Origin of the sequence: Phenylobacterium sp., from assembly GCF_036563385.1 — a bacterium.
In the GTDB taxonomy this organism is placed as follows: domain Bacteria; phylum Pseudomonadota; class Alphaproteobacteria; order Caulobacterales; family Caulobacteraceae; genus Phenylobacterium.
Genome location: NZ_DATCML010000008.1, coordinates 256945 through 269970, shown reverse-complemented (window position 1 = coordinate 269970; position 13026 = coordinate 256945). Strand labels below are relative to the sequence as shown.

Annotated in this window: 11 protein-coding genes; 7 read left to right on the top strand and 4 right to left on the bottom strand. The window is 67.9% G+C overall.

Annotation, left to right across the window (positions count from 1 at the left end; all coding sequences use genetic code 11):
• Positions 1-117 precede the first annotated feature (117 nt).
• Both VIL67_RS07975 and VIL67_RS07970 read right to left on the bottom strand, forming a co-directional pair.
• On the bottom strand, positions 118-2847 hold the full coding sequence (locus tag VIL67_RS07975) for a pre-peptidase C-terminal domain-containing protein (protein ID WP_332048343.1): 2730 nt from the start codon (positions 2845-2847) through the stop codon (positions 118-120).
• Between the two features lie 113 nt (positions 2848-2960).
• Positions 2961-3260, bottom strand: coding sequence for a hypothetical protein (locus VIL67_RS07970; protein WP_332048342.1), 300 nt, complete (start codon positions 3258-3260; stop codon positions 2961-2963).
• Between the two features lie 626 nt (positions 3261-3886).
• Here VIL67_RS07970 and VIL67_RS07965 point away from each other — a divergent pair.
• The 3 genes from VIL67_RS07965 to VIL67_RS07955 all read left to right on the top strand — a co-directional run bounded on the left by VIL67_RS07965 (position 3887) and on the right by VIL67_RS07955 (position 5584).
• Positions 3887-4240 carry a hypothetical protein gene (locus VIL67_RS07965; RefSeq protein WP_332048341.1) on the top strand — a complete coding sequence of 118 codons (354 nt, stop codon included), beginning with the start codon at positions 3887-3889 and terminating at the stop codon, positions 4238-4240.
• A 693-nt stretch (positions 4241-4933) separates the two neighbouring features.
• Entirely contained in the window at positions 4934-5197 is a 264-nt protein-coding gene (locus VIL67_RS07960; protein WP_332048340.1) for a hypothetical protein, read from the top strand.
• 117 nt (positions 5198-5314) lie between these two features.
• Positions 5315-5584: a hypothetical protein gene (locus VIL67_RS07955; RefSeq protein ID WP_332048339.1), complete on the top strand. Its 270-nt coding sequence runs from the start codon at positions 5315-5317 to the stop codon at positions 5582-5584.
• 12 nt (positions 5585-5596) lie between these two features.
• On the opposite strand, the gene VIL67_RS07950 is transcribed toward VIL67_RS07955, so the two are convergent.
• On the bottom strand, positions 5597-5800 hold the full coding sequence (locus VIL67_RS07950; RefSeq protein ID WP_332048338.1) for a hypothetical protein: 204 nt from the start codon (positions 5798-5800) through the stop codon (positions 5597-5599).
• Positions 5801-5894: 94 nt separating this feature from the next.
• Positions 5895-7283: a flagellar hook protein FlgE gene (locus tag VIL67_RS07945; protein WP_332048337.1), complete on the bottom strand. Its 1389-nt coding sequence runs from the start codon at positions 7281-7283 to the stop codon at positions 5895-5897.
• 269 nt (positions 7284-7552) lie between these two features.
• Between VIL67_RS07945 and VIL67_RS07940 the strand changes: the two genes are divergently transcribed.
• The 4 genes from VIL67_RS07940 (at position 7553) to VIL67_RS07925 (ending at position 12986) form a co-directional block, all read left to right on the top strand.
• Positions 7553-8854: a hypothetical protein gene (locus tag VIL67_RS07940; RefSeq protein ID WP_332048336.1), complete on the top strand. Its 1302-nt coding sequence runs from the start codon at positions 7553-7555 to the stop codon at positions 8852-8854.
• Positions 8855-8909: 55 nt separating this feature from the next.
• Entirely contained in the window at positions 8910-9719 is an 810-nt protein-coding gene (locus VIL67_RS07935) for a class I SAM-dependent methyltransferase (RefSeq protein WP_332048335.1), read from the top strand.
• Between the two features lie 182 nt (positions 9720-9901).
• Positions 9902-11623: a type I secretion system permease/ATPase gene (locus tag VIL67_RS07930; RefSeq protein WP_332048334.1), complete on the top strand. Its 1722-nt coding sequence runs from the start codon at positions 9902-9904 to the stop codon at positions 11621-11623.
• A gap of 1 nt (position 11624) precedes the next feature.
• On the top strand, positions 11625-12986 hold the full coding sequence (locus tag VIL67_RS07925; protein ID WP_332048333.1) for an HlyD family type I secretion periplasmic adaptor subunit: 1362 nt from the start codon (positions 11625-11627) through the stop codon (positions 12984-12986).
• The last annotated feature ends 40 nt before the right edge of the window (positions 12987-13026 follow it).

The window sequence follows — 13026 nt, the reverse complement described above, 5'->3', positions numbered from 1 at the left end:
GCTTCCGGACGGCGGCTCGATCCCGCTCGGGTGCCCAGCCGAGACGGCGGCTGGACGCCTGACGGCCTGCCGCAGCGTCCTCCAGCCGCGGAATCACGAGCACCCCGCCGGCGAGCTTCAGGTGTTGACGAAGATGTACTCGGGACGACCGTACACCCCCACCAGGTCCACGCTCCAGGCCGCGCCGTCCGCCAAGTCCGCCAAGAAGGCGGCGTTGGCGCGCGCATACATGCCAAGATCCGCCTTCTCCGCCTCAGCCAGGAGCCAGCCCACCATGGCGGCCTTGGTGCCCACGCCGTTCGGCCCATCGCGACCATAGGTCTCGAAATACTGGGCGCGGGTGAAGCTTCCGCCCGAGCCGTTCGGCACGAGGTCGTTGAGCAGGTGCAGCTGGTTCGCAGCCGTGGGCGCCGCGCCGAAGACCGTCGTGTAGGCCTTCACAAGCGCCTGCTGGAGCGTCAGCCCGCCAAAGGACGCGGCGAAGCTCAGCGCCCCCTCCCCATATTTTCCGAGGTTGACCGCGAAATTGATGTAGCGGTTCTCCAGGCCGAAGCTCTGATAGTAGAGCGAGTTCAGGTTGTTGGCGTTCGGCCCCGTCGGCGAGACCAGGTAGTCGATCCCCGCGAGCGAGGGGATCCGACCCGTGAAGAACTCGTAGCTTAGGGTCGCGACCGATGTCGTCGCGTCGGCGGCGCGGACCAGGGCGGAGACCGCCGCGGCGTAGCTCAGGGTTCCACCCGCCACCTGCTGCGCCAGATCGAGCACAAAGGCGTTCGGCGCCCCCCGGAGGATGTTCGCCGCCGCGCTCAGGACCGCCGGCGATCCGCCGCCGGTCGGCGTGACGTCGGTCACGGAGAGGCGGTAGCTTCCGGTCTGACTCGCCGCCGCGTCGTAGGAAGCGGCGGCGAGGTAGTAGGCGCCGCTGCTGTCGGCCACGAACACCCCCCGGGAATTGCGCCCGGCGCCGCCGTCGTCGAAGGTCTGCAACAGACCGCCCGACGCGTTCCGCACCTCAAGCAGGGGGTCCACGAGGGTTCCAACGGCTGTGGACGCGCCTTCGAGGTTGAACTGATAGCTTCGCCCCGCCACGAGGTTGACGCGGAACCAGTCCGAGTCGCCGGCCCTCTCGAGCAGGCCAGACGCCGCGCCCCCGATGGCGACGGTCCCAGTCGTCCCCGTCGAACCCGCGTAGTCGTCGGCAGCGGCCATTTCGCTGACGGAGAGGCGGTAAGCGCCAGTCTTCGTTGCGGCCCCCGAGTACGAGTTGGCCGCGAGAAAGTAGGTCCCGCCCGTGGTCGCCGTGAACACGCCCCGCGAATTGCTGCCGCTCCCACCGTCATCGATCGTCTGCAGGAGCGCCCCCACCGACGACCTGACCTCGATCAGCGGGTCAGGCAACGCGCCCTGGCCGCCGCCCCATCCCTCCAGATTCAGCTGGTACGTGCGGCCTGCCGTGAGCGTAACGCGGAACCAGTCGCTGTCGCCGGCAGTCTCGAGCACGCCCGTGGCGACCCCGCCCACCACGACCGCCCCCGTGGTGGCGGTCGAACTGGCGTAGTCGTCGACGGGCGTGAGGTCGGTGACGGAGAGGCGATAGCTGCCTGTGCGGATCGCCGCTCCGGTGTACGACGACGCCGCCAGATAGAAGGCGCCGGTGCTGTTGGCGACGAAGACGCCGCGGGAATTCTGCCCGGCCCCGCCATCGTCCCAGGACTGCAGGAGCGAGCCAGTGGAGGATCGGATTTCGAGGAGCGGGTCGCTGAGCGTCCCGGCGCCGCTGCTCGCCCCCTCGAGGTTCAGCTGGTAGGTGCGCCCAGCGACCAACTCGACCCGGAACCAGTCCGCATCGCCTGCCGACTCGAGGACCCCGCTCGCCGAGCCTCCCACAGACACGGCGCCGCTGGTTGCGGTAGATGCGGTGTAGTCGTCGCTCGGCGACAAATCTGTCACGGCCAGCCGGTAGGAGCCGGTCCGCACCGCCGCCCCGGCGTAAGATCCTGCCGACAGGTAGTAGGCGCCGCTGCTGCTGGCCACGAAGGTTCCGCGCGAATTCTGCCCCGCTCCGCCGTCGTCGAACGACTGCAGGAGGCCGCCGGTCGAGGATCGTACCTCTAGCACGGGATCGGCCAGGGTGCCCCGGCCGGTGGCCGCGCCCTCGAGGTCGAAGCGGTATGAGCGACCAGCCACCAGGCTGACCCGGAACCAGTCGGTGTCGCCAGCGGCCTCGATCACGCCTGTGACGGCCGCGCCCACCGCCACCACCCCGCTGGTGCTCGTGGAAGCTGCGTAGTCGTCGACGCCTGCCTGCGCGCCGCGGGCGCCGTAGAGCGTGACCACGCCCTGGATATCGTCAGCGCTGAGCTGCCCGCTGATATTCAGGTCGTTGGTCTGGAAGTACATCACCGCGGAGGGCAGCGCGGCATGGCCCAGGCCCAGGGAGTGCCCGATCTCGTGGACCGCGACCTCGTACAGATTGTTGTCGTCGTAGGCGTCGACGTCGAAGCGAATCTGCGAAACCGTGTAGTAGTTGTTCCTGGACCAGGTCTGCGCCTCGCCGAGGGTGGAGCTGCCACCAGGCGGCGCGCGACCATCGATGTCCACATTGCCGACGCGGATGTTCACGGCGGCGGAGTCGGCGACCTCCTGGAAGTCGATATTGGCGACCGCCTCCCAGGCCTGGAAGGCGGCTGAGATCGTCGCCCGGAAGCTCGCGCTGATCGAGGAATCGAAGTCTTCGTACCCGCTGTACTCGGTACGCAACGTCGAATAGTTGAAGCTCGCAAACGACCAGGTGATCACCGTGGTCGAGCCCGTCGGCGCCCAGCGCCCGCCCAGGAATACCGGCATCCCATTCTCCCCCGATGCGCCGGACCATGGGCGAACGACGCTCGGCGAGCAACAGCAAACGTTCCGCAGGCGGCGCAACCCACAGGAAGGAGCGGGCGAAGCCCGCGCACGGCCTAGGGCTGCGCCAGAACCTGCATGAGCAGGAGCTCATCCGCGGCGGCCTGGCCCTCCTGCTCCAGCCAAACCTCAAGGGCCTTGCGCGCATTAAGAAGCTGGATGACAGCCAGGCTCGCCGCCGCCAGCCGCTCCTCCGCGCCTTCGTCGTCCGCCGCAGCCATTATCGCCGCGACGGCGGACATTTCATTGCGCTGGCCATCCAGAAAGTCGGCGAGATTCGAGAAAGCCCGCACGCGGCCGAGCATCTCCAGCGATCGCTGCTCTGGCGTCATCTCGGGCGGGGGAGCGCCAGGCATGCAATGTCCTCCAGGCCCGCACGCGCCGCGCGGGCGCCGCAGCCTAACTCGAGCCGCCGCAATCCTGCCAGCGCCCAAGCGCCGCCCTTCGCGCTCGGCGGGAATCGCTCTAGCTACAAGCGGGCGGCTCACCGTTCTGAAAGCTCAGGCCCAGCGCCACGGGGGAGCGTAAAACTCGGCGGGGATGCGAAAGTAAACGCCGGCCGGGCCGCTCTCATGAAGATCGTGGCCGGCGAATCCTCGCAAGTGGCGATCGCCAAGACCGACGGCCCCGCCCCCCCCCCTGGTGGTGCGGCGGCCTGCCGCGTGCCGGAGGGCGGGGCCGCCCGCTAGAGAGGCGGCCATGCCGAAATCTTCTTTTCCGGAGCCGCCCCTGCTTCCGCCCCAGCTCGTCAGAGAGCTGCGCGCCTCGCCTGCTGAACTGTCGGCGTTCGCCCGGAGGCTCTGTGTGTCCGAGCGGCTAGCCCGGCGCATGGTCGCCGGCCGGGTCCGCCTCACCCGTCGTGAGCAGCAATGGATTCGGCTGTTTGTGCTCGACCGCAGCGCAGGACAGCAAGGAAAGGCCGATTGGGAGCGGCCGGGTTCCCAGCTATAGACACGTCGAATCCACCCCCGCCGAGGCTTCCATGACCAGCTTCCCCGCGCTTCCTGTGACCCTGGTGGAAGGTGTCAACCTCACCGATGACCGGGAACACTGCCTCCTTCACCTGCAGACCGAGACAGGGCCTGCGCGGGTGGCCATACCTGCCGCCGAGGCGGGCCGCCTGGGGGCGCTGCTGCTTGGCGTGTCCGGACTGCGCGACGCAGCTGCGTCAGGCGGCTCGACCGAGGCTTTCGTGCTCCATCTCGGCGGCTGGCGCGTGGGCTGGACAGATGCGGGCGACGCCGTGCTTGGCCTCGAGTTCGCAAGCGGCGGCGGCGTCAGCGTGCTGGTGGCGGGTGAGGACGTGGAGCGATTCAGGGACACCCTGCGACGCTAGACGATATGTGCGACGTCTCCGCCAGGATCTCTCTGCTCGCGGGCTGACTGCGGCGCTCCCGCGTCAGCAAGCAGCGGCAGCGGCCGGTCCATGCGAAGGCCACACCTCGGGATGAGATGGGCCGGGGTCGACCAGCAGCGCCCATGCTGCTGGCCCGCCGCCGGCCGAGACGCGGGGTTTCTCACCGTGCCCGTCCCCACGGCCTGACCGCACCCCAGCTTCAAGCGCCCCGGAGCGACATCGCCAGGGTGCTCGAACGAGGTGAGGTGGCGAATTCCTCAAACTCCCCCGGCCGACCGCGCTGGTTGGGGTGGCGATGTCGTCACCGGCTCGGGGCCAGCAAGTCGTGTCGTCTGGGGCCTGCGGGCGGGGCAGCCGGCAGATCGCGCGCCGCCTTGCATGGGCTGCAGCGGACCCGTCCGCTCCCCAGCCCGCCTGTTCAAGCGTTCCAAGCTGCAGCCCTTGGCGTGAGCCGGGGCGCGCGGATTGGGGAATCTGCCTATCCACAGGACTCCTGTGGATGGAACCACAATGCCGGGAAGGCCTCGAATATGCGGATGAGCGGCCCACCCGGCTTGATGGATCTGCATCCAGTAATAACTGTACATCGTGGTGGCGGGGGCCTAGTTTGCGGACATCCTCGCTCGGAACCGTCCCGCGGCGCGCGGGTTCGGGAGTCAGGAAGCTGAGACGATGACGGAACTCATCTACTTCGCCGAGGTCATCCTGAGGTCCCTGCCAGTCGAGCGCCACCGGGAGACCTACTCCCGGCTCGTGGTAGCTCTCGTCGACGCGCTGGAGATGCAGGACCTTCCGATCGAACAGCGAGAGCAAGCCGAAGCCGCCCGGCAAGCTCTCGAGGCGGCGCTGCGGGCGCCCGCGGACCGACGCCTCGGGGTGGTCTCCGGTGGACCGCGTTCGCCGGGCAGGAGCCGGGCGGGCCGGACCGCCCGCTGAACCCCGGCGCCCTTCGACAGGAGGCGAGCAGGCCAGGCCTCGCGCTTCGCCGGGCCTGCATCCGCGCCGCTTTATGGTAAGGCTTCGGTCGGCGCAGCCGCCGCTAAGGGAGACTCCATGCCCCAGACCAAGCCTCCGCAGACCCCTGTCACCGACCCCAGGCACGTGCCGGTGACCTGGGCGTCCGAGCTGATCTCTATCGTGGTTGAGGGCGACGCGACCATTCTGACGTTCGGTGAGACGGTGACCGTCGACGGGCCGACCCCTCAGAGACGGGTCGTAGCCCGGATCGCCATCGCGACACGCCTTCTTCCGCAGCTCGCTGGTCGCCTCGCCAATCTGCAGAAACGCGCCGAGGTCCTGAAGCCGGCGGAAGGCAGCGCTTAAGCCGTCTGGGCCTCAGTGCTCGAGATGCAGTTCCCAGTCCGTGGCGCGCGCGTCCTCAGGCGTGGCGGTGAAGGAGGGCCCGGCGAGCAGTCCAGGCACGCGGCTCACGTCCACGCGGGGGGCCTCCGGTCGGATCACCCGCACCCCGCCGTCCGCGTCGCGCCGCGCTACTGCACGACCTTCGTGGATCTGCTGCATGGCCCAGATGAAATCCATGAACCTCGCCGGCCCGCAAAGGCCGCCCTTGTCTCGTTCCGATTTAGGCCGCGGGAGCGCCATCAGGCGCTCGCCGCGGCCAAGTCGCGCCACCCTAGCGGATGACGTTGATCAATTCCTCCAGCATCCGGTCTGCAGTTGTGATGATCTTGGATGAGGCCGAATAGGCTTTCTGGGTCGTGATAAGGCCGGTGAACTCGGCCGAGAGGTCGACAGTGGAGGCCTCGAGACTGGACGGCGCGATCCGACCGGCCCCGAGTCCCGGCTCCTTGATCACGAGCTGACCCGCGTCCGCAGACGCGCGGTAGGCGTTGCCGCTCACCCCGGTGAGGCCGTCCACGTTCGGGAAGGTGGCGATCGCCACCTTTGCGATCTCTCGGACCTGGCTGTTGTCGAAGATGGCCGAGACGACCCCTTCCGCCGACACCTGCACACCGACCACGTTGCCGACGCCGGCGCCATTGGAGTTCACCGTCCGAACGTTGGACGGCTGGGCGTACTGGGTGAACTTGGTCAGGTCCAACTGCAGGGTCTGGGCCGCCACGCCGAGTGCGTCGTCCCATTTGGGGGCCGTGCCGCCGGAGGCGTCCAGAACGAGCTCCGCCGGATCGCCAGGCGCACCGAAGAGGGTCGTTCTCGACAGGTCGATGCTCCCGTCGGTGCCGAACGCAATCAGCCCCGCCGCCAGCTGACCGGGAGCCCCCCCGCCGTTGTCGATCTCGCCCGGATCCCCATAGATCTCCGCGTGCCAGGTGTTGGGCTGTAGCGGGTCATCGTTCCGCAGAAAGGCCATGGTCAGGCTGCGCGTGCTGCCCAGCGAATCCACCACGTTGACCTGCACCGTGAAGTCCGGCTCCGTGCCGGTGGTCGCATCATCGGCGAAGTCGGACATGCTGGCGCCGGCGGTCGCCGCATAGGTGCCATTGGTGACCGCGTCCGAAATCGTGGTGTCCTTGTCCAGATTGGCGCTGACCTGGATGCGCGTGGTTGGGGAGACGGCGGAGCCCAGCCCTCGCACATTGATCGTCTGCAAGCGATTGAGATCGGACGGGTTCACGTCGAACGTCCCGTTCGGCTCGACCCGCCACCCCTGCAGATAGAGGCCGGCGTCGTTCACCAGATTGCCCTCGGCGTCCATGCTGAAGGATCCGGCCCGGGTGAAGAGCCGCGTATCGCTGCCGCTGAGCTCGTTGGGCTTCTGCGTCGTGATGAAGAAGCCCTCGCCGCTGATCGCCAGGTCGGTGGCCGAACCGGAGCTCTGGACAAGACCCTGCTGACTGACGAATTGACGGGTCACCCCGCGCACCCCGCCGGCCGAGTAGCGGCCTTCCATCTGAGCAGTGACGATGCTCGAAAAATTCACCTGGTTGCGCTTGTAAGCCACCGTGTTGACGTTGGCGATGTTGTCCGAGATCGCGGCCAGGGCGGAGGAATTGGCCACCAGGCCCGACACGCCCGCCATCATGGCGGAATTGATGCTCATTGTTCTTCCCCGTCTTTGCAGCCTGCCGCACTGGCCAAGCCGCCACGGAGAGCGGGGAGCAATCGCCGTACCATCCGCAGGCCGTTGTTTTTTCACGCGTTCGCTGCGGGCGCTTCGCTGACCCGGCGGGCGCCGGTCGTTTTTTGCCCGGCAGGGAACGCCCGGCCGCGGCCCTGTGGCGCATCCCGCGCGGCACGGCTTGCGGCCCCCGGGGATGCGCGGCAAGCCTGAGCAGGGTCCGGCGCCGGGCCGATGCGGAGACGATCCATATGGCCACCATCTCACTGGGCGCCTTCGGAGGCGGCTTCGATCTTGACGAACTGGACCTCGCGCCACTGGCCGGCCGTCAAGCGAGCCTGGAGAACGGCGCCCTCGTCCGGATTGTCGCGGCGGACGGCTGGGCCCATGAGTTCTCGGGCCAGGGGTTCCAGCAGAGCGGGTCCCAGATCGTTGGCGGGTCTGTGAACGGGTACTCCGTCAAGTTCCAGGGGTTGACCGTCCTTTCCGTCGCAGGCCTTTCGCTAGCGGGAGCGCAGGTTTTCACGACCGTCTTGGCGGGGGACACCGCCGCCTTCCTCCAGTCGCTCTTTGGCGGCGCCGATACGCTCACCGGCTCATCGGCCGGGGAAACCTTCCGGCTGGGGGCGGGCGACGACTGGGTGACCGGGCTCGGCGGCCTCGACCTGTTTGACGGCGGAAGCGGGCGCGACACCGCCGCCTTCTCCGGGCTGCGCGCCAGCTATCGAGTGACGTCCGGCGGGCCCGGCGTGAGCGTGCTGGACTTGAGAACGCCCTCCGCCGACGGGCGAGATGTACTCTTCAACTTCGAGGCCTTGCAGTTCGCCGACGCCACGCTCGATCTGTCGCGGGTGGACGGCGTAACCCAGAGCGCTTACGGGCGCGTGCTCCGGGCGGACCATTCTGGAGGGTTCGACGTTGCGCTGGACGTGGGCAACGGACTGCTGTCACGTGTCGACGCTCTGGCGCGAATGGCGGACGCGGCGGACGCCACCACCTCCGTGGCGACGCTCGCCTATGCGTTCTTCACGGGCGGCGTGCCTACCCTCGCCGGCCTGGATTACCTCGTCTCGTCCGACGGGCCGAACCCGAACAGCCTCAACTCCGCCTATTACCAGAGCTTCAATCTCGAGAACCGTTACATCAACTTCGCAGTCAACCTGGGCAAGCTTGGCGAGGGCTCCCGCGCGTTTGCGGAGCGCTACGGCGGCCAGAGCCTGTTCGAGGCCACCCGCGTCGCCTACGCGGAGATCTTCGGCGCCCGCCCCTCCGATGAATTCGTCCACGCCCTGTTGGACCCGGTGCTGCAGTTCAACAACACCGCCATGACGCGCGCGGCATACTTTGCGCACTATGGGCAGGACGGACCCGAGGGGATCGGCGCCAAGGCTGCGATGGTCGGCTGGCTGCTCGCGGAAGCGGCAAAGGCGGATGTCGGGCTTTACGCCCGCGCCAACGAGGCCTTTCTCACGGATCTCGGACTGAACAACACCGCGGGAGTCGATCTGATCGGGGTCTATGGGCGGCCGGAGTATGTCTATACCTCCGCCTAAGCGCGCGCCCAGCTCGCGAGGCAGCAGGGCAGCAGAGAACGGGGAGCCGGGTAAGTTGACCGACGCCGATCTGGACCTTGCAGCCCGCCTAGCGAGGCTCGAACGCGCGAGCGAGCGGGCCGAGACGCATTTCAGCGCCGCCTTCTGGCGTGCGCTCGACGTAGCCTACGCGGCGCACCTGCCCCAGCGGCGGCTTCGCTGTATCGTCTGCGAGCGTGAGGCGCCGCACCGGGATTGGGAGGTGCTGGAGGACCATTGCGTCTTTGGAGGCGGCCGGCTGGAACGCTACTGCTGCCCACGCTGTGGCTGCGTCTTCGGGCCGCAGAAGGTGCTGGACGTGGACGAGGCGTTCATGGCCCGCGAGTACGAGATGCTCTACGCGCGGTATTCCGAAGCCGACCTCACCGAGGACGAGATCCGCACCTTCCACAGCCTGCGGCCGGAGCCCGGCCGCCTCTACCTGGATTGGGGCTGTGGCGGCGGCTGGAGCCGGACGGTCGACCATCTGCGGGCGGAAGGCTGGGACGTCTGGGGCTACGAGCCTAGCGCGCAGGCCACCAGTCCGCACGTGGTGGCCCGGCGCGAAGAGATCAGCGCGCGCTTCGACGGCATCTTCTCCAACAACGTCATCGAACATTTCCGGGAGCCGCTGGCGCAGTTCCGCGACTTCCGCCGGATCTTGCGCGACGGCGGGCGGATGGCGCACGCCTCACCGTGTTACGAGTACAGTTACGCCCATACCCGGTTCCACACCCTGTTCCTGCTCGGACGTTCGGCGCGCGTGCTCGCCGAACGCACAGGGTTTGAGGTGGTGGACGAGGTCCGGAAAGGCGACTACATCAACTACGTCTTCCAAGCCGTGTGACCCAACGGCGTCTCTGCAATGAGCGGGCGCGGCGTAAGGCCGCTTGTCCGCGCGCGATAACGGGTCTATCCGGCGCGCTTCTGCGCTTCCCGTCCCCTACGGCGAGAAGCGAAATCCTCCGCACCGGCCACACTAAGGCCATAGGTTGCGGCTAGCAGCCGCGCCCCGACGAGAAGGCGACCATGGCCAGGAAACCCGTGCAGGACCCGACCCCGCTCGACGAGGCGCTGAAGTCGGCGCGCCCGGCGATCCTCAGCGCGATCGTGTTCTCGATGTTCATCAACATCCTAGCGCTGGTCAGCCCGATCTACATGATGCAGGTGTACGATCGGGTGCTATCGAGCCGGAACACCTTCACCCTGCTCGTGATCACCCTTGTGGCGGTGTTCCTGTTCCTCGTTTACGGCTTCCTGGAGGCGCTGAGGACGCAGGTGCTGGTGCGGGGAGGCGTTCGTTTCGACGAACACCTCCGAGGCACCACATTCGAGTCTGTGCTGCGCCAGAGCCTGCAAAACCAGCCGCAGAGCGTACAAGCGTTCCGCGACGTCGACACGGTGCGGGAGTTCACCACGGGGGCGGGTCTGATCGCCTTCTGCGACGCCCCGTGGGTCCCGATTTTCGTGGTCATCTCCTTCCTCCTGCACCCCTTCTTCGGCGTGCTCGCGATCATCAGCGGCCTGATCATGCTTGGCCTGGCGGTCGCCAACGACTACGTCACGCGCACTTCGATCCAGCGGGCGACGACCGCCGCCATCGCGGCGCAGAACTACGCGACCGCCACCCTGCGGAACGCCGAAGTGATGAAGGCCATGGGGATGTGGGGCGGCCTGCAGAACCGCTGGCAGCTGCGGCGGGACGAACTCATCTCGTACCAGGCCGCCGCCAGCGACCGAGGCGGCGGCGTGATGGCGGCCATCAAGGTGTTTCGACAGGTGGTGCAGACGCTCATCCTCGGCGGCGGCGCGTACCTCGCCATCAAGGGCAGCATCTCGCCCGGCGCGATGATCGGCGCCTCGATCCTGGTCGGCCGCGCGCTAGCGCCCATCGAAGGCGCCGTCGGCCAGTGGAAGCCCTTCATTCAGTCGCGTAGCGCCTGGGACCGGCTGCAGGCGCTCTTCCGAGACCAGCCAAGGCTGAGCGAGGCCATGCCGCTACCTCCGCCGAAGGGACTTCTCTCCGTCGAATCGGCGGCGATCATTCCGCCCGGCGCCGCCAAGCCGTCGCTTTTCAACACCAGCTTCCGGGTGGAGCCGGGCCGCGCGATCGGCATCGTCGGCCCGAGCGCGGCGGGCAAGTCCACCCTGGTCCGCGGCCTGGTGGGGGTTTGGCCCACCGTACAGGGCGCGATCCGGCTCGACGGCTCCGACATGAAGCACTGGGATCCCCGGCAGCTTGGCCGACACGTGGGCTATCTGCCGCAGGACGTCGAGCTGTTCTCCGGCTCCGTGGCCGACAACATTTCGCGCTTCGGCGACGTGGATCCGGAGGCGGTGGTCACCGCGGCCCAGCTAGCGGGTTGCCACGAACTGATCCAAGCGCTCCCGCATGGGTACGAGACCCAGATCGGCGAAGGCGGCGCCGCCCTCTCGGGCGGCCAACGCCAGCGGATCGCCCTCGCCCGCGCGGTCTACAAGCAGCCCGCGTTGATCGTGCTGGACGAGCCGAACGCCAGCCTCGACGCGGCCGGCGAGGCGGCGCTCATTGAATCTGTGGGTAAGCTGAAGGCGGCCGGCTCCACGGTGGTGTTCGTCACCCACAAGATGAACCTGCTCAGCGCCGCCGACAGCATCCTGGTCATGCAGGCAGGCACGGTGGCGCTGCATGGGCCGCGGGACGAGGTCCTTCGCCAACTGATGGGTCCCGCCCCGAGCATCGCACCGCAGGCGGCGCAGCGAACGAGTTGACATGTCACTGACCAACCTCACGAACCAGCTCCGCGAACGCATCCAGAAGCTGCCGGACGGGCCGCCGCCCTCACCGAAGGGGCTCGACCACCGTCGGGTGTCCCGGATGGGCTACGCGATCATCCTCGGCACCTTCGGCCTGCTCGGGCTATGGGCGGCCTTCGCGCCGCTCGACAGCGCCGTTATCGCGCCCGGTCTGGTTTCGGTGGAAAGCAGCCGCAAGACATTGCAGCATCTCGAGGGCGGGATCGTGCGGGCCATTCATGTCACCGAGGGCCAGCGGGTGCAGGCGGGGCAGGTGCTCTACGAACTGGATCCGACCCAGGCGCGGGCCAGCTACGACATCATGCGGACCCAGACGGTGCGCCTGCAGGCCCAGGAGGCGCGTCTGCTGGCCGAACGGGACAACCTGCCGGCGCCGAGCTATCCCGCCGATCTCATGCGGCAGACCGCTGACCCGCTCGTGAGCTCCACGCTTGCCGACGAGAGTCGGATTTTCACCGAGCGGCGCTCCGCCCTCCAAGGCCAGATCTCGATCCTCACGGCGAGGCTTGATCAATACCGCAGCGAGATCAATGGCATCGACCAAGAAATCGCAAGCCTTCGCGAGCAGAGCGCCTACCTGCAAGAGGAGATCGCCGGTCTCAAGGAGCTGTACGAGCGGGAGCTGGTGCCGAAGCCGCGCCTCCTCGCCATCCAGCGCGAGCGAGCCGGCGTGCAGGGGCGGATCGGCCGCCTGATCGCCGATCGTGCGAAGGCGCAGAAGGCGATCGGCGAGGCGAACCTCCAGATGTCGCAGATCAAGCGACAATTCTACGAGGAAGCCAGCGGCGACCTGGCCGACGTGCGGACGAAGCTCGGCGAAAGCCAGGAGCGGTTTGTGGTCGCCCAGGACACCGTCCGGCGGATTCGCATCGTGGCGCCCGTGAGCGGCGTCGCGCAAAGCGTCCGCGTCAGCACGGTCGGGGCCGTCATCCGACCCGGCGAGCCGATTGTCGATATCGCCCCTGATCGCGAGGAGCTCGTGATTCACGCCCAGTTCTCGCCTACCGACGTGGACAATGTGCATGCTGGGATGAAGACCGAGGTTCGCTTCCCGTCGTTCCACTCGCGGCGGCTGCCGCTGATCAACGGCACGATCCAGTCCATATCGGGCGACCGCTTGGTGGATGAGGCGACCAAGGCCCCGTACTTCTTGGGCGTGATCCACGTCGCGCAGCAGGAGCTGCCGGACGAACTCCATGGCAAGCTCCAGGCGGGCCTGCCAGCCGAGGTCATCGTTCCCACGGGTGAGCGCACCGTGCTGGAGTACATCTTCCAGCCGCTCACGAATGCGCTTCGCCTTTCGGGCCGGGAGGAATAGGCAGCGGCTCCGGACCTGCCGAATGATTCGGCGCCGCCCT